Genomic DNA, 17,731 nt, shown 5'->3' with positions numbered 1-17,731 from the left:
AAGGCCCATTCATGACTGGATTGGGCGACTTCCAAAAAGAACACTGCCGAGGCGCACCCAGGTGCTGCCGGCTGCCACGGCCTCACGCCAGTCGCCGCTCATCCCCATCGAGCAGTCGTGGAGGCCCAGCCCGTCGGCCAGATCGCGACATTCCTGGAACAAGGCCAGGCGGGCCTCAGGGGTGAGACCCACCGGGGCGATGGTCATCAGTCCAAGACAACGCAGGGGCTGCAGGCGCTCAAGGTCGGCCCCCAGGGCACGCACCTCGGCAGGGTCGAACCCGGTCTTCGCCGGGTCGGGGCGGAACTTCACCTGCAGCAGGATCCCCGGGGAGCGCCCTTCCTCGGCGGCGATCCGCTGCAGCCGCTGGGCCAGCTCCAGGCTGTCGACGGAATGGATCGTGCTGAAGCGGCGCAGCACGGCGCGGGCCTTGTTGGCCTGCAGCCGGCCGATGAAATGCCAGTCGAGATCCGGCAGGTCGGCCAGGACCTCCTGCTTGGCGGTGGCCTCCTGCAGCCGGCTTTCCCCGAAGCTGCGCTGGCCCAGGGCGGCCGCCTGACGCACCAGATCGGCTGGATGGCCCTTGGACACCGCCAGGAGCCGGGTGGTGGCGGGTAGCGCCGTCCGGAAGGCCTGCAGCCGCTGCTCCAGGGTGGAGCCCACCATTTCCGCCGCCGCCGGCGACGCCTCTGCCATCAGATGAAGGTCTGGTCGAAGAGCTGGCGCCAGCGCGCCTGGACCTCGGGACCCTCGCGGCGGCAGCGGGCCAGGTTCTGTTCGGCGAAGTGACGGGCATCCATCAGGGGGATCACCTCGAAATGGGCCCCCCGCTCCTGGAGCGTGACCAGGAAGAAGATGCGCTGGGCGTAAAGGGTGGCATAGAGGTCGCGGCTCTCTGCCACCGGCGCTACCCGATAAAGCATCCCAAAGGTGGGGTGGTTCAGATAGCGCTCCGTGCTCACGTCTCCCTGCAGGCTGGGGCCATTAAAGGGCACCGACTTTCCAGCGCAGCGCCAGCAGGCCCACCAGGGCCAGCACCGCCGCCAGGCTGGCGCCACTGGGGGTGGCCGCCGGCTGATGCAGGCGGTCGGGGGGGAGCCACAGTCCGCCCCGTGCCATCAGGGCCTCGGCCCCCTGCTCGGAGCGCAACAGCACATTGGCCAGCAGCCGCTCTCCCACGGCCAGCACCAGTCCCAGACTGGCCTTCCATCCCAATCGGCGCAGATTCACCGCCCGGGTGGCGATTGAGCGCAGCAGGTTCTGCAGCTCCTCCTGCACCAAGGGCAGGAAGCGCAAGGAGAGTAACAAGGTGAAACCGAGGCGCTCCACGGGCCAGCCCAGCGCCTTCAGGGGACCCAGCCACCAGGAGATGGTCCACACCAGTTCCTCGGGCGGGGTGGAGAGCAGCAGCAGGTTGGCGCTGTGAATGACGGTGAACAGCAGGGTGGCGCCGTTGATGCCGAGTTCGGCGGAGCGGCGTGTCACCACCAGGGGGCCCAGCTCCAGGGAGCCGGCCCTCACGGGGCCCCAGCGCACCAGCTCCCAGGGCAGGCCGGCCCGCGACGGGGCCGCAGCACCGGGAGATCCGGGGACCAATCGCAGCTCGCCGGGGGGACGCTGGAGGCTGGCCGGCGCCCCCCCTCCGGCAGGCAACAGGGCGCTCAGCAGACCCACCACCAGCGCCAGGGCGATCAGCAGCGGCAAGCTCTGCCGCCAGAGGCGCCAGGGCAGGCCACTGACAGCGGTGATCAGCAACAGCAGTCCCACCAGAGCCAGGCGCCAAAACGGTCCGGCCAGGATCGGCGTCACCAGGAACGCCACCGTCCAGACCAGCTTCACCCGCGGATCAAGCCGCTTCAGCCAGCTGCCGCCACCCTCGCCACGGGCATCGCCGTCATCGACGTACTGCCCGATCGGCAATTGCCGCAACCAGTCCATTCAGGCCAAGTCCCCGACCATCTACCTCAGCCGCCCCTGCTCTGATGGCGAGCCTGCTCCTTCTCAGCGTCGCGCTGCTGCTTGCCGCGCCAGAACAGACGCACCGGCGATCCCTCAAAGCCCAGGGCCTCGCGGATCTGGCGCTCGACGTAGCGGCGATAGGTGTCGCCGAAGAGCTTGGGGTCGTTGACGAACAGGGTGAAGCTGGGGGGGCGTGTCGCCACCTGGGTGCCGTAGTAGAGCCGGCCCTGGCGGCCGCCGCGGGTGGTGGGGGGCGAACGCCAGCGCAGGGCCTCCTGCAGCACTTCGTTCACCACCGAGGTGCTCACCCTGCGGCGGTGCTGCTCCACGGCCACCGCAGCAATGGCGAAGATGCTCTCCACCCGCTGGCCGGTGAGGGCGGACGTGAACAGCATCGGCGCCCAGTCGAGGAAATAGAGCTTGGCGCGCAGCTCCTTTTCCATGGCACTCATGGTGTGGCTGTCCTTGTCGATGGCGTCCCACTTGTTGACGACCACCGCGCAGGCGCGACCGTCCTCCTCGATCCGGCCCGCCAGTCGCTGGTCCTGCTCGGTGACGCCGTCGAGGGCGTCGATCACCAGCACGCAGACATCGCTGCGCTCGATCGCCTTGAAGCTGCGGGTGATGCCGAAGTACTCCGGGCCGTAGTCGACACTGCGCCGGCGCCGGATGCCGGCAGTATCGATCAGCTTCCAGGGGAGACCCTCTCGCTCAAGAGTGGTGTCGATGGTGTCGCGGGTGGTGCCGCGGATCGGGCTGACGATGGCCCGGTTCTCGCCGCAGATGGCATTCAGCAGGCTCGACTTGCCCACGTTGGGGCGGCCGATGATCGCCAGCTGGATCGGTTCGGGCCCCTCCGTCTCGTTGGTGGCCGGCAGGAAGCTGATCACCCGGTCGAGCAGGTCGCCGGTGCCGGCGCCGTGGATGGCGGAGATGGGGTGGGGTTCGCCCAGGCCCAGGCCCCAGAAGTCGGCCGCCATCGCCAGGCCCTGGTCGGGGGATTCGCACTTGTTCACCCCCAGCAGCACCGGCACCGACTGGCCCCGCAGCCACTCGGCGATGGATTCATCGGCAGCGGTGACTCCCTGCTGGCCGTCCACGATCACCACGGCCACCGACGCCTCGGCCAGGGCCAGGTTGGCCTGCTCCCGGATCTCGGGCAGGAATTCGCTGTCGTCATCGAACACCAGACCGCCGGTGTCCACCACCCGGAAGGTGCGGTCGCCCCAGAAGCCCTCCTGATAAGTGCGGTCCCGGGTCACACCGGGCTGATCGTGAACGATGGCCTCACGGCTGCGGCAGAGCCTGTTGACCAGGGTGGACTTGCCCACGTTGGGGCGGCCGATCACGGCGACGACGGGTAGCGCCAATCTGACTTATTCCTTACGACGGATGCGTTACATAGACCCTACAGAGGGACCGTCGACTCCACCCACCGGCAGATCCCCAGGGTGGCCAGCCACCGGATCGCCGGGCGGATCCAGGAGCTCCGGCAGCGGCCCTGTGTCCGGCAGCGGTTCCCCCCGCACGGCCAGGTGGGCCAGCAACCAGTTCACCGCCGTGGCCCGCCGGGTGCGGCGGGGGTAGAGCCCGCCGATGCGGTATCCGGCGAAACCCAGCTGCTGCTTGAGCAGTTGCTTGTGCTCGGGAGGAATCGAGCGGGTGAGCCGCACGCTTGCCGGGCGTTCGGCGATCAGCTCCGGCGCCAGGGGAAAGGCCTCGGCCCAGGCCGGCGGGGTGTCGGGTCCGGCCCGCCAGCGGTGGCCCTCGGCGTCGGGGCCGTAGCCCAGCCGCGGCCAGATCAACCGGCACACGAAGTGATCGCTGGTGCGGTCATCCAGCACCGCCTCCAGCAAGGCGCGACTGAGCGGAAACGGCCCAGGGGCGGCGTCGGGCTCGGGGGGGAAGGCGGGGGCGGCGGAGGAGTCCAAGGCGGCAGCTGGCATCCGAGACTGGCCCCAGCATGCCCACGCCCGTCAGCCATCCCTGCCCCACCGGCCCCCTGCGCCTGGACGGCAACGGCACCAACAGGCTGCTCACCTGCCGGGTGCTGCAGTCGCCTCTGGCGGGGGTGAGCGACGGCATCTTCCGCGGACTGGTGCGCCGCTGGGCCCCCGAGGCGCTCCTGTTCACCGAGATGGTGAACGCCACGGCCCTGGAGCTGGGCCACGGCGGCGCCAAGATGGAGGCCCTCGACCAGGACCCCGGCCCTGTCGGGGTCCAGCTGTTCGACCACCGGCCCGAGGCCATGGCGGAGGCGGCCCGCCGGGCCGAGGCCGCCGGGGCCTGGCTGATCGACATCAACATGGGCTGTCCGGTGCGCAAGATCGCCCGCAAGGGCGGCGGCAGCGGCCTGCTGCGCCAGCCCGACCTGGCCCTGCGGATCGTCGCGGCCGTGGTGGCGGCGGTGCGCCTGCCGGTGACGGTGAAGACCCGGCTGGGCTGGTGCGGGGCCAGTGCCGATCCGGTGGGCTTCGCGCTGGCCCTGCAGAACGCCGGCGCCAGCGCCCTGACCCTGCACGGCCGCACCCGGGAGCAGGGCTTCTCCGGCCGGGCCGATTGGGGGGCGATCGGCCAGGTGAAGGCGGCCCTGCGGATACCGCTGATCGCCAACGGCGACATCACCAACCCGGAGGAGGCCCTGCGCTGCCTGGCCGTCACCGGCGCCGACGGGGTGATGGTGGGACGGGGCAGCCTGGGGCAGCCCTGGCTGGTGGGGCGCATCGCCGCGGCCCTCGCCGGCCGGCCCCTGCCCCCAGAGCCCGACAGCCACGCCCGGATCGCCCTGGCCAGGGAGCACCTGGAGGCGCTGGTGGCCGCCCGGGGCGATCAGGGGCTGCTGATCGCCCGCAAGCACCTGGGCTGGACCTGCCAGGGCTTCGCCGGCGCGGCCCAGCTGCGCCGGGAGCTGATGGTGACCCCCAGCCTGGAGAGCGCCCTCGAACTGCTGCACCGGGCGGAACTGGACATCTCTACCCCAGGGCCATGCCCAGCAGGTCCCGGCTGCCGCTGATGGCCTGCACGGCCAGCAGCAGGGCCGTCAGGAAAGCGGCGCTGACGTGCAGCCGCCGCATCCGGGGGGAGCGCAGGGTCTCGGGGGCGGCCGCCATGGCGAACAGCAGCAGGCCGCACAGCAGCACCCCACTCCAGTAGTGGGAGCCCCACACCGGGCCGTCAAAGGGACTGCGGCCCAGGTGCCACAGGGCGGGCTGGCTTCCCAGGGTCAGCAGCCCGAGCCAGCAGATCAGAGCAAATCCGGCCCGCAGCCAGGCACCCTTGGCCCGCCACAGGGCCACGCAACTCACCAGGCAGCCCACCCCGGCCAGCAGCAGCGCCGCAGCCGAACTGCCGCTGCCGGCGGCGCCCCCCCTGGCGTAGGTGGCGGCCATGGCGATCAGCACGGCTACCACCACACCCGAGGTCACCCAGCGGCCGTGGTCGGTGTGCTCCACCCCCACCGTCGGCGGCAGGGGATTGATGTCGAGGCGGCGCTCCCGCGCCAGAATCCCCAGCCGGATGGTGGCGCCCACCACCGGATAGACGAACAGGATGATCAGCACCGGGTGAAGCAGGGCGAACCAGTCAGTGGCGCCCATCCCGGAGGCGGTCATCCCGGCAGTAGGCATCGGCAAGGGCGGGGCAAAACGCGAACGGTCATGGAAGCACCGACGGCCACCCTTGCCGGACCAGCAGCAGGGAGAAGTAGGGCGCCTCAGTGGCCGGCACCTGGGCCGCCGGGCACAGCTGCTGATCGGGCCAGCCCACCCGCTGGGCAAACAGCGCCTCCGCCAGCAGACCCCGCTCGGCCAGCAGGGGGCGCACCCAGGGCCAGCGGCCCCCCAGCTTGAGCAGGGCCAGCACCCAACCCCCGGCCGCCGCCTGGGCCAGCAACGCCTCCAGCGCAGCGGGCTGCTCCGGGGTGGGCCGGATCAGCAGTCCCTCCTGCTGCAGCGCCAGGGGCCAGGCCCCGGCTGCCGCCGCCGCCGCCACGGCGCTGATGCCGGGAATCAGACGCACCGGCAGGGCGGGATGGCGATCCCGCAGGGCCAGCAACACATAGCTGCTGCTGGCGAAGAGAGACACGTCGCCCTCGCACAGCAACACCACCGCCCGCTCGTCCGCCACCTCGGCGGCCAGCCGGTCGGCGGCGTCATGCCAGGCCTGCCGGCGGGGCTCGGCCGCCGCCACCATCGGAAACACCAGGGGCAAACGGCGCTGCCCTGGGGCGAGCCAGGGTTCGGCCACACTGGCCGCCATGCCCACGGCCCCTTCGCGGGCCACCGGGTAGGCCACGGTGTGGGCGGATTCGATGGCACGCACCGCGGCGATGGTGAGCAGATCGGGATCACCGGGACCCACCCCCACCAGGGTGAGGCCGGCGCTGGGGGCACGGTCAGCGATGGCGGTGAGCTCGGCGTCGTGTCTTTCTAGGCTGCAGTTTCCCTGAACGCCCTGGAGCGCTCCGATGACCCACCTGGTGATCCGCGCCGCCACAGGCGGCGGCCACGACGCTCCGCTGGTGCAAAGCAGCGACGCAGAGACGATTGCGCGCGAACTGGGGTCCAGGGGCGTGCGCTTCGAGCGCTGGGCCACACCGGTGGACCTGTCGGCCGACGCCGACCAGGCGGCGATCCTGGCCGCCTATGCCGCTGAGATCGCCCGGGTCCAGGCCGAAGGGGGCTACCGGACGGTGGATGCCATCCGCCTCGGCCCCGACCACCCGGACCGGCTTGCCCTGCGGGCGAAATTCCTCTCCGAGCACACCCACGCCGAAGACGAGGTGCGCTTCTTCGTCGAGGGCTGTGGGTTGTTCTGCCTGCACCTCGCCGGCGACGTGGTGCAGGTGGTCTGCGAGCAGGGTGACTGGATCGGCGTGCCCGCCGGCACCCCCCACTGGTTCGACACCGGCGAGCGCCCCAGCTTCTGCGCCCTGCGCTTCTTCAACAACAGCGAGGGCTGGGTGGCCAGCTTTACCGGCGATCCGATCGCGACACGCTTCCCCCTGCTGGAGCAGGTGCTCGCTGCCGCAGCCTGAGGGCCCGCCTCAGCTGTGCATGCGCGGCTGGGGATGGAGGGTGGCGAGGATGGCCGCTTCGTGGTGGGCCAGCGTTGCGAGCCGATCGATGACCTCCGCCCGGGGCCAGCCCCGTTCGCACAGCACCCAGTACAGGCCGAAATGACGCGCCTCACTGGCCAGCAGGTCGCCGTAAAGGTCCCGCAGTTCCGGGACGGGGCTGTGGGCGGCCAGCAGGGCCATGCGCTCATGGCTGCGGGCTTCGATCAGCCCCGCCACCAGAAAGCTGTCGAGCCGGCGCTCCGGCTCCTTGCGTCGCACCAGGGCCGCCAGGGCGGCGCCGTAGGGCGGGGCGGCCAGGGCCCGCAGGGCGAGGCCCCGCCGCTCCAGCAGGGCCTGCACCCGCTCGAAGTGCTCCAGTTCCTCCCGGGCCAGGGGGCTGAGCACGGCCGCCAGCTCCCCATCGGAGGGATAGCGGAACATCAGCTGCAGGGCGGCGCCAGCCGCCTTGCGCTCACAGTGGGCATGGTCAATCAGCAGCAGTTCGGGGTGGGCCAGGGCCTGCTCCAGCCAGGCGGCACTGCTGGGGGCGGCCAGCCACTTCACCCGGGGCATGGTGCCGTTCATGCCGCCGCCCGCAGGTAAGCCACCAGGCCCTCCAGGCCGAGGCGATAGCTGGTGGGGCCGAAGCCGCAGATGACCCCCAGGGCCCGATCGGCCAGCAGCGAGCGATGGCGGAAGTTCTCGCGGGCGTGGGTGTTGCTCAGATGCACCTCCACGAAGGGCAGGGACACGGCCAGCAGGGCATCGCGGATCGCCACCGAGGTGTGGGTGTAGGCAGCGGCGTTGATCAGGATCCCGTCGCAGGCGCCGGCCTGCTGGATGCGGTCCACCAGGGCCCCCTCATGGTTGCTCTGGAAGCAGGCGAGCTCCACCCCCAGGTCCGCGGCCTGCTGCTCCAGGGCGGCATCGATCGCCGCCAGGCTGCTGCTGCCGTAAAGGCCTGGCTCCCGCTGGCCAAGCAGGTTGAGGTTGGGGCCATGGAGCACGAGCAGGCGCATGGGGGGTGGAAGGTCGGCTGGTAAGTTCTGAAGGTGTGGTTCGGGTCGGTGCCCGAGTGGTTAATGGGGGCGGACTGTAAATCCGCTGGCTCTGCCTACGTTGGTTCAAATCCAACCCGGCCCACCTTTCCACATGCCCTTGTAGCTCAGTGGTAGAGCACTCCCTTGGTAAGGGAGAGGTCACGAGTTCAAATCTCGTCAAGGGCTTTTTCCTCCAGCCCCCTTCCCTTCGAGATGGTCACCCACCTGGGCTGAACGTTCCGTCGCGCCGGGCCTCTAGCAGGCCCAGAATGCAGGGCCCCAGCTTTCCGGACGGTCTGCTTGCCGCCCCTCCTGTCCCTCTCCTGCCTCGGCGTCCCCGCGCTCCTCTCTCCGACCCTGATCACCCAGTCGTCCCTGTTCGGGATCGGCATCGCCTTCAGCCCCCTGCACATTGCGGTGGTCACCCTGCTGCTGCTGGGCCGCTCGCCGCTGCAGCGGGCCATGGCCTACGTGACGGGCTGGGCCGCCGCCAATGCCCTGGCCATTGTGCTCCTGATGGTGCTGGGCGAAGCGTTCTCCATCAGCCTCAGCCATGGGGAACGGGAGCAGGTGCTGATCGACCTGCTCGGGGCCGGCGCTCTGGTTGGCCTGGGGCTCTACCAGCTGACTCCCCAGGCCAACATCGGCGAAGAAGGCATGGCCCTGCGGCTGATGAACCAGCTGCCCGACTTCAGCACCTTCACCCTGGTGCTGATCGGTGCCACCAGCGCCCTGCTGACTCCGGAGAATCTGGTCTTCTATCTCAAAGAAGCCGGCCTGTTGCTGCTCAACGACCCCGGCCTCACCGCCGATGCCGAGGTGACGGGGCTGTTCACCTTGATGGCCAGCTCCCTGCTGCTCCTGCCTCCCCTGGCCTGGTTGCTGAGCGGCGGGGCGATCCGCGAGCCGATCACGCGTCTTGAGGACTGGCTGCAGCACAAGGCCGAATGGCTCGTGGGTGTGCTGGCCCTGGTGCTGGGGGCCTACCTGCTGGTCGAGGGGCTGCATGGGCTGAACCTGATGACCCTGGCCGGGTGAGCGGCGGCGGCCGTTAGCGTCACAGATCCCTGTTCCCCTGTATTCCGTTGTTGTCCGCCGTCCGCCGGACCTGCCTGGCGATCGGCCTCGGTCTGGCCCTGGTCTCCTGCGGAGCCCCGCTTCGGGCCAGCACGGTCTGCGTGCTGACCCCCCGGCTTGCGCTCAACACCCAGGGGGAAGCGGTGGCCGCCGTGGCCATCGCCTCACCCACGATCCTCAGCACCGAACCCCTGGAGGAGGTCAGGATCGAACGGGAGGGCGAGCTGCTGTGGCAGCGGCGTGCTTTGCCGGGGGAACCCATTGAGGGCCCGATCCCCTGGCCCCTGGCCCCGATGCGCCCGGGTCAGCGGCTGGTGCTGCTGCTGCGGCCCCAGGGCGTTCAGGCCGACGATTACGCCCTCATCGTGCTGGAGGGGGATCCAGCAAGCCGGATGGACCGGGCCCAGAAGGATCTGGACAGCCTGGGAAGCGATCCCGTCGCCTGGTGGGCCGCGATTCAGTTGGCGTTCGATCGCGACGACCTCAGCCTGGGACTGGCCCTGCTCTACGCCTTCGAAGGACCCGGTTCGCCCAGGATCGACAACCTCAGGCGGGCGGTGTTCCTGGCCGGCTGCGGCAGCGGCAACGGCTGAACAGCCCCGGACGCGCCCGGGGCGGAGTTTGCCAGCCTGGGTGGAAAGGGCCCAAGCCATGACCACTCCGGCCGCTCCCACCAGCCCAGACACCAGCCCCTCGCTCCTGCCCTTGCCGGTGGCAGCCATGCGGCAGCTGGTGGAGGGGGGCTCCAGCCGCCCCCTGGCCTGGCGGCTGGCGCAACTCCAGCGCCTCGATCGCCTGCTGGAGACGGCGGCCCCAAGGATGGTGGAAGCCCTCGCCAGCGATCTGGGTCGTCCCGAGGTGGAGGCCACGTTCGAGCTGGCGCCCCTGCGCCAGGAGTTGCGCCACACCCGGCGCCACCTGGCCGGCTGGATGCGTCCCCGCCGACGCTCGCTGCCCCTGTGGGCCTGGCCTGGCCAGGGGGTAGTGCGGGCCGAGCCCCTGGGCTGCGTTCTGATCATCGGCGCCTGGAACTATCCCTTCGATCTCTGCCTCCACCCCCTGCTGCATGCCCTGGCCGCCGGCAACACCGCCGTGCTCAAACCCTCCGAGCAGAGCCCGGCTTCGGCGGACCTGCTGGCGGAGCTCCTGGCCAGCCACTTCCCACCCGAGGTGGTCCAGGTGGTCTGCGGCGATGGGGCCGTGGCCAATCGGTTGCTGGAGGAGGAACGCTTCGACCACATCCTCTTCACCGGTGGCGAGCGGGTGGGGCGGCTGGTGATGGCCGCCGCCGCCCGCCATCTCACCCCCGTCACCCTGGAGCTGGGGGGCCAGAACCCGGTGATCGTGCTGGACGACGCGGATCCGGCCATCACGACCCGCCGGTTGCTGTGGGGACGCTGCCTCAACGCCGGCCAGACCTGCCTCGCTCCTAACCACGTGCTGGTGCTGCCAGGGGTGCGGGACGCCCTGGTGGCAGCCTTCCATGGGCAAGTGCAGGCTCTCTATGGCCAGGATCCCCTCGCCAGCCCTGACCTGGGGCAGATCGTGGGCGCCGGGCGCTTCGAGCGCCTCGAAGCGCTTCTGGCCCAGGCCAGGGACAGGGGCCAGGTGCTGCTGGGCGGTCGCTCCGATGCAGCCAATCGGACGATCGAACCCACCCTGGTGGCGGTGAACGAGCCCCACAGCGACCCGCTGATGCAGGAGGAGCTGTTCGCCCCGATCCTGCCGCTGCTGTCGGTGGGCAGCCTGGAGGAAGCCCTGGCGCTGGTGCGCCGAAACCCCAAGCCCCTGGCCCTCTACCTGTTCGGCGGCGGCGCAGCGGAGCGGGAACGGGTGCTGGCGGGCACCAGTTCCGGCAGCGTTGTGGTCAATGACGTGGTGATTCAGGGGGGCATGGCCAGCCTGCCCTTCGGCGGCATCGGCCCCAGCGGCATGGGGGCCTACCACGGGGAAGCTGGCTTCCTCACCTTCTCCCACCAGCGGGGTGTGATCACCCGGCCATTACGGCCCGATCCCCCGATCCGCTATCCCCCCTACGCCGGCAAGCTCGGCCTGATCCGGCGCCTGATGGGCTGAGGACCAGCATCCGCCAATCGTCAGGGGGGGCTGGGCGGGCCGGGCTATGGACCTTAACGTGCGAGCAGCTATCCCTAGTGCCCATGCGCCGCCCCCTCTTCGCCTTGGCTCTAGCCATGGTGTTGCCGCTGCCGGCTCTGGCCGCCCAGGTCACCGTCAAGCCCGGTGAGACCCTCTCCGACATCGCCGCCCGCCACAGGGTGAGCGTGTCCACGCTGATGAAGGTGAACGGGATCAGCGATCCCGATCTGGTCGAAGCCGGCCGGACCCTGACCTTGCCGGGCGGCGCCGTTCGCCCCCGGGCCGCCGGTGGCAACCTCACGGTGGCCCCGGGGGAAACCCTCTCCGAAATCGCCGACCGCCATGGCATCACCGTCAGCCGCCTGATGCAGCTCAACGGTCTCAGCAAGGCCGACCACATTGAAGCCGGCCAGAAGCTGGTGGTGCCGTCCACCTCCCGCGGCTCCAGCCCAGCCTCCGGCTTCAACCGCAAGGCCTCCGAGCATGTGGTCCGCAGCGGCGAAAGCCTGTCGCAGATCGCCGACGGCTACGGCGTCCCCATGCAGCAGCTGATCGCGATCAACCGCATCAGCAATCCCAACTTCGTCGAGTCCGGCACCCGCCTGCGGCTCAAACCGGCTGCCGCCCCGAGCGTGAAGCCGGCCGCCAGACCCGCCGCTGCCGCTAAGCCCACTCCTGCCGCCAAACCAGCCGCCAAGCCAGCACCGGCGGCGGCCAAGCCGGCGGCCCGACCAACTCCCGCCAGCCAGCCGGCCCCCACCGTCGCCCGTGCCACCCCGGCACCGGCCGCGAAACCCCAGCCGGCCGTGGTGGCGGCAGCCCCCCGGCCGGCCACCACGGCCACCCCCGGCAAGCCCGATTGGCGCAACTATGGCCCCCTGCAGGTGGACTGGGCCAACTGGCAGCCCATGGGCGGAAGCATGGTGGCGCCCACCCTCAATTCCCAGGGGGAGTCGCTTTACCTGGCCGTCAACTGCAGTGCCCGCAAGCTCAATGCCACCAGCCAGGCGGGCCAGTGGAAGAGCTGGGATGATCCCCAGGCCGATTTCGAGCAGCAGCTGGTCGCCGACCTCTGCAAGTCGCGGGGCAGCTGAACGGGGGACATGACGCCTCCCCTCAGGCCGACCAGCGCAGGGGCCAGGGGTCCTTCAGGTAGCTACGGCCCACCGGCCGCAGGTAGAGGCGCTGGGCACCATCGTCGCTTTCGCTGATCAGCTCCTCCTGCACCAGCCGGCGGGCCAGCCAGGCCCAGGAGGGTTCCTCACTGGCGTGGCCACCGGCCAGGTCCTCGGCCAGGCTGCGCAGGTCGCGGCCGCTGCGTTCCTCCACGGCCGAGAGCAGCACGGCGGCCTGGTGGGCCCAGTCGTTGGCGCGTGGTGTCGACTGGCAGTTGTCGCAACGGCCACAGGGGGGAGAGAGCTCCCCCACCGCCAGCAGCAGGGCCTGCTCCCGGCACCCCTCGCCTTCGGCCACCGCTTCGATGCGCCGCAGTTGCTGCTGGGCCAGTTCGAGCCTGTGGCGCTCCAGCAGCCGCTGATCCGGCGGCAGCTGCTGGCCGGCGGAGCGCATCGCCCAGCCGAGGCTGGTGCGGTCGGCAGGATCGAAGAGCACCAGGCAACGGGCGGGCTGGCCATCGCGGCCGGCCCGCCCCGATTCCTGCAGATAGCCCTCGGCACTGGCCGGCAGGTCGAGGTGCAGCACCAGCCCCACATCCGGCCGGTCAACTCCCATGCCGAAGGCGACGGTGGCCACCAGCACCGGTGAGGGATGCTCCTGGAAATGGCGCAGGGCCAGCTGGCGGCTCTCGGGGTCCATGCCGGCGTGATAAGCGATCGCTTCCACCCCGGCCGCGGTCAGCCGCGTGGCCCACTGCTCCACCGAGCGACGGGTGCGGGCATAGATGAGCACCGCCCCACTGGCCTGGCCGATCGCCCCCACCACCTCGTCCAGGGGGTCCGCCGGCCGCCGCCGCATGGTGTAAGCGAGGTTGGCCCGGCGGGCCGAGCGGACCTGCACCAGGGGCCGCCGCAGCTGCAGCAGGCGGATGATGTCGGCCCGCACCTGGGGCGCGGCGGTGGCGCTCAGGGCCACCAGCGGCACGCCCGGACACAGCGCCCTCAGCTGCCCAAGCCGCCGGTAGTCGGGGCGGAAATCGTGGCCCCAGGCACTGATGCAATGGGCCTCGTCCACCGCCAGGGCCACCAGCCGGCCTGTTTCAAGGGCCTCCTCAAGCAACTGGCGGGTGGCCTCCGCCTGGACCCTCTCGGGCGCCAGATAAAGCAGCCGCAGACGGTTGGCCGCCAGGCGCTGCTGCAGCTGGCGCCGCTCGCCCAGCTCCAGCCCCCGATGCAGGCAGGCCGCCGGAATGCCCCGGGCCTGGAGCTGACTCACCTGGTCCTGCATCAGGGCCACCAGGGGAGAAATCACCACCACCAGGCCATCCCGCACCAGGGCGGGGAGCTGGAAGCAGAGCGACTTGCCCGCTCCGGTGGGCAACACCGCCAGACAGTCGCGGCCAGAGAGCAACGCCTCCACCACCGGCCGCTGCCCAGGCCGGAAGCTCTCCCAGCCGAAGTGGCGCCGCAGGCTCTCGCCGAGGGGATCAGACCCCAAGCTGACTCCAGCGCTGGTACCGCCAGACCCTAGCTCCCACCAGATGTGGTGGCTGCCACCTCAGGGCAGCAGACTTCAGGGCAGTGGGGGCGGCTCCATCTGGTCGGGGGATTCCTCCACCAGCTGCAGACGCACCCGCTTGCCACCGGCCAGTTCCCCCAGGGAGACCCGCATGGTGGTGCCGCTGAGGCTCTGCAACACCGTGAGCAGCTCCCGCAGATGGGGGGTGCTGCTGCCGCTCTCCACCCAGAGACGTTCCTGCAGCCCCCCCAGCCGGCGCCAGCTGGTGTGCAGCTTGAGCACGGCGCTCTCGAGCGCCTGGGCCTGGCCCACCGCGTCGGCCAGGAGGCCGAGGGCATCAAGGCGCTGGGCTTCCTGCAGGGCCTTCTCCAGGTCGAGATTGCCCTGCTGGAACGCTCTCACCGCCAGCCCCGCCTCGGCCGCCTTGCTGAGCCAGCGGGCGGTCAGGGTCACATCCTTCACCCGCTCCAGCTCAGGTTCCTCCCGCAGGACACGGCGCAGGTCGTTCTGCTGTTCCTCGGGGAGCTTGGCCAGTTCCCGCACCAGGGGCGCCACGGCCCGGGGAGGCAGGAGGTTGTCGGCGGTGCGCTGGCGGATCTCCTCCGGCAGCAGGGGGCTGGTGGCGGCGGTGAACTCGTCGGTGAGGCGGCGCACCTGCTTGCGGGTGATCTGCTGGCCCTCGTTGGCCGCCTCACTGATCATCTGCTGGACCTCAGGATCCGCCTGGGCCGTTTCCAGGAAGGCCCGCTTGGAGAAGTTGTTGACGCTGCCCTCATCGAGCAGCCCCTCGCCCACCAGACCATCGGCCGACTCCGCCAGCTGGATCAGGGTGTAGGCGCGGGTCTTGCTGATCTCCCGCTCCCGCAGCCACTGCAGGAAGCCGGTGCCACGCCCCTCGCCGCCGCGCCGTTCCCGGTCACGCACCGAGCGCAGGATGCGGCCGCGCCAGATTTCGGTTTGCAGATCGAAGCGATCGCAGACGGCCCAAGCCTCTTCAAGCCGGGCCAGGAACTCCATCGTGCTGAGGCTGTCGCTCTCCGGATCGGGCAGATCCAGGCTCAACAGGGGGGCCTCGGGTAAGGCCATGGACGGAACCATCGGCGAGGCCGGCGGTGGGTTCGGGGATGCTGCCACGGGGCCGGCAACGAACCGTGACATCGCCTGGGCGCCGGCCCCGGTTCACCGGTAGTGTCGCTGCGCAGACCACCCGATCTTCCAGCCCAGCGATGGCCATCTCCCGCGGCGACAAAGTACGGATCAAGCGTCCGGAGTCCTACTGGTTCAACGAAGTCGGAACCGTGGCATCGGTTGACACCTCCGGCATCCGCTATCCCGTTGTCGTTCGCTTCGACAAGGTGAACTACAACGGTTACAGCGGCTCCGACGGCGGCATCAACACCAACAACTTCGCCGAGAGCGAACTCGTCAAGGCCTGAGTTTCGCGCCAGCCCTACGATCCGGGCATGCCCGAGCTCCCGGAAGTCGAAACCGTTCGACGGGGCCTTGAGCAACAGACACACGGTTTCCTGATCGACCGCGTCGAAGTGCTCAGGGCCCGTGCCATCGCAAGCCCCGAAGACCCTGCTGCCTTCTGCAGGGCCCTTCGGGGCCTTCGTGTGGGCCAATGGCACCGCCGGGGCAAGTATCTGCTGGCCGATCTCGAAACGCCAGGCGGCAGCGCAGCCGGCCGCTGGGGTGTGCACCTGCGCATGACCGGCCAGTTCCTCTGGCTGGCCGAGGAGCGCCCCCCCTGCCCCCACACCCGGGTGCGCGTCTGGAACGGAGCCGGCGAGGAGCTGCGCTTCGTCGACACCCGCAGCTTCGGCCAGATGTGGTGGATCCCGCCTGGGGTCGCCGACAAAGCCGTGATCACCGGGCTGCAGCGTCTGGGCCCTGAACCGTTCGGGGAGGACTTCACGGGCGCTTACCTGCGTGAGCGCCTGAAGGGCTCACGGCGACCGATCAAGAACGCCCTTCTCGACCAATCGCTGGTGGCGGGGGTGGGAAACATCTATGCCGATGAATCCCTGTTCACAGCAGGGATCCGGCCCCAGACCCCCAGCGGCCGCCTCGGGCGGAACGACCTGGAACGGCTGCGCTCGTCCCTCGTGGATGTCCTGGAAACCAGCATCGGCGCCGGGGGCACAACCTTCAGCGACTTCCGTGACCTGCAGGGCACCAACGGCAACTACGGCGGGCAGGCCTGGGTCTATCGCCGTAGCGGATCACCCTGCCGCCGTTGCGGCACGGAGATCCTGCGCGAGAAGCTGGGGGGGCGCAGTAGCCACTGGTGTCCCAGCTGCCAGAACTGACGGCCAGCGCCCAGCCCCCATCCATCCCCTTATTCCCCAACCCGCGTGACCAGCGCCCTTGCCGACCAGCTGAGCCGCACCATGGCGGACCTCCACGCCCGCGGCTGGTGCGATGGCACCGGAGGCAACTTCAGCTGCGTACTGGCCCGTGACCCCCTGACCCTGCTGATGGCCCCCAGCGGCGTCGACAAGGGCTCCGTTCTGCCGGAAGAACTGATCACGGTGGACGCTGTTGGGACTGTGGTGGCGGGCGAAGGCCGGGCCAGCGCCGAAACCCTGCTGCATCTGGAGATCGTGGCCCGCACCGGCGCCGGCGCCGTGCTGCATACCCACTCCCAGTCCGCCACCTTGCTCTCCGACTGGTGCCTGGGGGACCAGGAGCCATCGGGATCTTTGCTGCTGCAGGGCCTGGAAATGCTCAAGGGGCTGGAGGGCATCGGCAGCCATTGCAGCCGGGTGAAGCTGCCGGTGCTGGCCAACGATCAGGACCTGGCCCGACTCAGCGCCACCGCCGGCCCCCTGCTCGCAGCGGCTCCCCAGGGACTGCTGATCGGCGGGCACGGCCTCTACTCCTGGGGAAGCGATCTTGCCCAGGCGCGTCGGCATCTGGAGATCCTGGAGTGGCTGTTGGAGCAACGATGGCGGCGCCTGCTCCTGGAGAGCCTGGGACAGATGAAGCCCCAGAGGCAAGAGATCAGGGCTGTCCTGCTCGACATCGAAGGCACCACCTGTCCGGTGCCCTTCGTGAGCCAGGTGCTCTTCCCCTATGCCCGGCAGCACCTGGATGGCTTTCTGCGTAGCGAAGCTCACAAGCTTGCGCTTGCTCCCTTGCTCCAGGCCATTGATGGGGCCATGGCCGCAGAAGACGCAGGCGATCCAGAGTCATCGCGAAGGGCGCCAACCCACGAGGAACGGCTGCGTTTCCTTCAGTCGCTGATCGATCACGACCGCAAACTTCCCGCGTTGAAGGAACTGCAGGGGCTGATCTGGGACCAGGGGTATGCCAGCGGCGCCCTGCGGTGTCCATTGTTTGACGATGTGGCCCCATCCCTGCGCGCCTGGCGATCCGATGGGCTTCAGCTGGCTGTCTATTCCTCGGGATCAGTGAAAGCGCAGAAACTGCTCTATCGACACAGCACGGACGGTGATCTCCGGAGTTTGTTCAGCCATTGGTTTGATACCAGCACGGGCCCCAAAGGCGAAGCCACCAGCTACGGCGCCATTGCCAAGGAGCTGGGGATGGCACCAGCGTCGATTCTTTTTGTGAGCGATTCCAGGAGCGAACTGGAAGCCGCCCAGGCCGCCGGGATGGACACCCGCTTCAGTGTGCGCCAGGAGAATCCCGCCAAGGATCCCGGTCCGTTTGAAGCGATCACGAGCCTGGAACAAATCGTGCTTTGAGTTCGATTGTCCACACGCCATCCCAAAGGACAGCCAATAGAAAAGCCACCCTGCTCGGGTGGCCTTTCCTGCAGCTCACAGATGAGCCGCTGACTCACACAACGCCTGACGGCTGCTGCAGAGAAGAAGTTTTACCTGGCATCGAGCTATTTTCG

Annotated in this window: 20 protein-coding genes and 2 tRNA genes; 11 read left to right on the top strand and 11 right to left on the bottom strand. The window is 69.8% G+C overall.

All coding sequences use genetic code 11. The features are described 5' to 3' along the window. Positions 1-9 precede the first annotated feature (9 nt). Genes KBY95_RS03350 through KBY95_RS03330 form a run of 5 tightly spaced genes read right to left on the bottom strand, consistent with a single transcriptional unit; the run spans position 10 to position 3,905 of the window. Positions 10-696: a YggS family pyridoxal phosphate-dependent enzyme gene (locus KBY95_RS03350; protein WP_254963311.1), complete on the bottom strand. Its 687-nt coding sequence runs from the start codon at positions 694-696 to the stop codon at positions 10-12. Further along, positions 696-962 (bottom strand): PipX family protein, encoded by a 267-nt coding sequence (locus tag KBY95_RS03345; RefSeq protein ID WP_190545283.1) that lies wholly within the window; start codon positions 960-962, stop codon positions 696-698. Before KBY95_RS03345 ends, KBY95_RS03350 begins: the two co-directional genes overlap by 1 nt. Positions 963-984: 22 nt before the next feature. Then, entirely contained in the window at positions 985-1,938 is a 954-nt protein-coding gene (locus tag KBY95_RS03340; protein WP_254963310.1) for an energy-coupling factor transporter transmembrane protein EcfT, read from the bottom strand. A gap of 26 nt (positions 1,939-1,964) precedes the next feature. After that, positions 1,965-3,329 (bottom strand): ribosome biogenesis GTPase Der, encoded by a 1,365-nt coding sequence (der, locus tag KBY95_RS03335; protein ID WP_254963309.1) that lies wholly within the window; start codon positions 3,327-3,329, stop codon positions 1,965-1,967. Positions 3,330-3,356: 27 nt separating this feature from the next. After that, the gene (locus tag KBY95_RS03330) at positions 3,357-3,905 is read right to left on the bottom strand and encodes a DUF1823 family protein (protein ID WP_254963308.1); all 549 of its coding nucleotides are present in this window, start codon (positions 3,903-3,905) and stop codon (positions 3,357-3,359) included. Between the two features lie 17 nt (positions 3,906-3,922). On the opposite strand from KBY95_RS03330, the gene dusB reads away from it, so the two are divergent. Then, a complete protein-coding gene (dusB, locus tag KBY95_RS03325; protein WP_254963307.1) occupies positions 3,923-4,972 on the top strand; it encodes a tRNA dihydrouridine synthase DusB in 1,050 nt (349 codons plus the stop codon). On the opposite strand, the gene KBY95_RS03320 is transcribed toward dusB, so the two are convergent. Together KBY95_RS03320 and cobI are read right to left on the bottom strand one after the other, a co-directional pair. After that, positions 4,932-5,570 (bottom strand): DUF4079 domain-containing protein, encoded by a 639-nt coding sequence (locus tag KBY95_RS03320; RefSeq protein WP_254963306.1) that lies wholly within the window; start codon positions 5,568-5,570, stop codon positions 4,932-4,934. The genes dusB and KBY95_RS03320 overlap by 41 nt on opposite strands. A gap of 43 nt (positions 5,571-5,613) precedes the next feature. Next, on the bottom strand, positions 5,614-6,324 hold the full coding sequence (gene cobI, locus KBY95_RS03315) for a precorrin-2 C(20)-methyltransferase (RefSeq protein ID WP_254963305.1): 711 nt from the start codon (positions 6,322-6,324) through the stop codon (positions 5,614-5,616). A 100-nt stretch (positions 6,325-6,424) separates the two neighbouring features. On the opposite strand from cobI, the gene KBY95_RS03310 reads away from it, so the two are divergent. After that, entirely contained in the window at positions 6,425-6,994 is a 570-nt protein-coding gene (locus KBY95_RS03310; protein WP_254963304.1) for an acireductone dioxygenase, read from the top strand. Positions 6,995-7,003: 9 nt separating this feature from the next. Here the strand turns inward: KBY95_RS03310 and KBY95_RS03305 are convergent, their stop codons facing one another. Both KBY95_RS03305 and aroQ read right to left on the bottom strand, forming a co-directional pair. Further along, on the bottom strand, positions 7,004-7,600 hold the full coding sequence (locus KBY95_RS03305; protein ID WP_254963303.1) for a tRNA-(ms[2]io[6]A)-hydroxylase: 597 nt from the start codon (positions 7,598-7,600) through the stop codon (positions 7,004-7,006). Beyond that, positions 7,597-8,034: a type II 3-dehydroquinate dehydratase gene (aroQ, locus tag KBY95_RS03300; RefSeq protein WP_254963302.1), complete on the bottom strand. Its 438-nt coding sequence runs from the start codon at positions 8,032-8,034 to the stop codon at positions 7,597-7,599. Before aroQ ends, KBY95_RS03305 begins: the two co-directional genes overlap by 4 nt. 42 nt (positions 8,035-8,076) lie before the next feature. Here aroQ and KBY95_RS03295 point away from each other — a divergent pair. From KBY95_RS03295 to KBY95_RS03270, 6 genes are all read left to right on the top strand, one after another. Then, positions 8,077-8,158: transfer RNA gene (locus KBY95_RS03295), tRNA-Tyr, on the top strand. A gap of 11 nt (positions 8,159-8,169) precedes the next feature. Continuing rightward, a tRNA-Thr gene (locus tag KBY95_RS03290) sits at positions 8,170-8,241 on the top strand. 114 nt (positions 8,242-8,355) lie between these two features. Next, positions 8,356-9,093, top strand: a complete 738-nt coding sequence (locus tag KBY95_RS03285) for a GAP family protein (RefSeq protein WP_254963301.1) — start codon at positions 8,356-8,358, stop codon at positions 9,091-9,093. Between the two features lie 50 nt (positions 9,094-9,143). Beyond that, positions 9,144-9,725, top strand: coding sequence for a hypothetical protein (locus KBY95_RS03280; RefSeq protein ID WP_254963300.1), 582 nt, complete (start codon positions 9,144-9,146; stop codon positions 9,723-9,725). Between the two features lie 58 nt (positions 9,726-9,783). Further along, the gene (locus tag KBY95_RS03275; protein ID WP_254963299.1) at positions 9,784-11,208 is read left to right on the top strand and encodes an aldehyde dehydrogenase family protein; all 1,425 of its coding nucleotides are present in this window, start codon (positions 9,784-9,786) and stop codon (positions 11,206-11,208) included. 83 nt (positions 11,209-11,291) lie between these two features. Beyond that, on the top strand, positions 11,292-12,323 hold the full coding sequence (locus KBY95_RS03270; protein ID WP_254963298.1) for a LysM peptidoglycan-binding domain-containing protein: 1,032 nt from the start codon (positions 11,292-11,294) through the stop codon (positions 12,321-12,323). Positions 12,324-12,345: 22 nt separating this feature from the next. Here KBY95_RS03270 and KBY95_RS03265 read toward each other — a convergent pair whose 3' ends face one another. Next, positions 12,346-13,842: an ATP-dependent DNA helicase RecQ gene (locus KBY95_RS03265; RefSeq protein ID WP_254963297.1), complete on the bottom strand. Its 1,497-nt coding sequence runs from the start codon at positions 13,840-13,842 to the stop codon at positions 12,346-12,348. 75 nt (positions 13,843-13,917) lie between these two features. After that, positions 13,918-14,949, bottom strand: coding sequence for a hypothetical protein (locus KBY95_RS03260; protein WP_254963296.1), 1,032 nt, complete (start codon positions 14,947-14,949; stop codon positions 13,918-13,920). A 140-nt stretch (positions 14,950-15,089) separates the two neighbouring features. Between KBY95_RS03260 and KBY95_RS03255 the strand changes: the two genes are divergently transcribed. The 3 genes from KBY95_RS03255 to mtnC are packed head-to-tail and all read left to right on the top strand — an operon-like array spanning position 15,090 to position 17,576. Next, entirely contained in the window at positions 15,090-15,299 is a 210-nt protein-coding gene (locus tag KBY95_RS03255; RefSeq protein WP_254963294.1) for a photosystem I reaction center subunit IV, read from the top strand. A 27-nt stretch (positions 15,300-15,326) separates the two neighbouring features. Next, positions 15,327-16,175: a DNA-formamidopyrimidine glycosylase gene (locus KBY95_RS03250; RefSeq protein WP_254963293.1), complete on the top strand. Its 849-nt coding sequence runs from the start codon at positions 15,327-15,329 to the stop codon at positions 16,173-16,175. Positions 16,176-16,220: 45 nt separating this feature from the next. Next, a complete protein-coding gene (gene mtnC, locus KBY95_RS16360; RefSeq protein ID WP_315858885.1) occupies positions 16,221-17,576 on the top strand; it encodes an acireductone synthase in 1,356 nt (451 codons plus the stop codon). Positions 17,577-17,731 lie beyond the last annotated feature (155 nt).

Origin of the sequence: Cyanobium sp. Aljojuca 7A6 (assembly GCF_024346455.1) — a bacterium.
In the GTDB taxonomy this organism is placed as follows: Bacteria; Cyanobacteriota; Cyanobacteriia; order PCC-6307; family Cyanobiaceae; genus Cyanobium.
Note: the sequence above shows the minus strand (reverse complement) of the source record. Positions and strands in the feature narration are given on the sequence as shown.

Coding starts and splice junctions, on each gene's coding strand:
- KBY95_RS03260 (WP_254963296.1), bottom strand. CDS start 14,949: ATGGCCTTACCCGAGGCCCCCCTGTTGAGCCTGGATCTGCCCGATCCG.
- KBY95_RS03250 (WP_254963293.1), top strand. CDS start 15,327: ATGCCCGAGCTCCCGGAAGTCGAAACCGTTCGACGGGGCCTTGAGCAA.
- KBY95_RS03310 (WP_254963304.1), top strand. CDS start 6,425: ATGACCCACCTGGTGATCCGCGCCGCCACAGGCGGCGGCCACGACGCT.
- KBY95_RS03350 (WP_254963311.1), bottom strand. CDS start 696: ATGGCAGAGGCGTCGCCGGCGGCGGCGGAAATGGTGGGCTCCACCCTG.
- dusB (WP_254963307.1), top strand. CDS start 3,923: ATGCCCACGCCCGTCAGCCATCCCTGCCCCACCGGCCCCCTGCGCCTG.
- KBY95_RS03330 (WP_254963308.1), bottom strand. CDS start 3,905: ATGCCAGCTGCCGCCTTGGACTCCTCCGCCGCCCCCGCCTTCCCCCCC.
- KBY95_RS03275 (WP_254963299.1), top strand. CDS start 9,784: ATGACCACTCCGGCCGCTCCCACCAGCCCAGACACCAGCCCCTCGCTC.
- KBY95_RS03305 (WP_254963303.1), bottom strand. CDS start 7,600: ATGAACGGCACCATGCCCCGGGTGAAGTGGCTGGCCGCCCCCAGCAGT.
- KBY95_RS03320 (WP_254963306.1), bottom strand. CDS start 5,570: ATGACCGCCTCCGGGATGGGCGCCACTGACTGGTTCGCCCTGCTTCAC.
- KBY95_RS03255 (WP_254963294.1), top strand. CDS start 15,090: ATGGCCATCTCCCGCGGCGACAAAGTACGGATCAAGCGTCCGGAGTCC.
- KBY95_RS03270 (WP_254963298.1), top strand. CDS start 11,292: ATGCGCCGCCCCCTCTTCGCCTTGGCTCTAGCCATGGTGTTGCCGCTG.
- aroQ (WP_254963302.1), bottom strand. CDS start 8,034: ATGCGCCTGCTCGTGCTCCATGGCCCCAACCTCAACCTGCTTGGCCAG.
- KBY95_RS03340 (WP_254963310.1), bottom strand. CDS start 1,938: ATGGACTGGTTGCGGCAATTGCCGATCGGGCAGTACGTCGATGACGGC.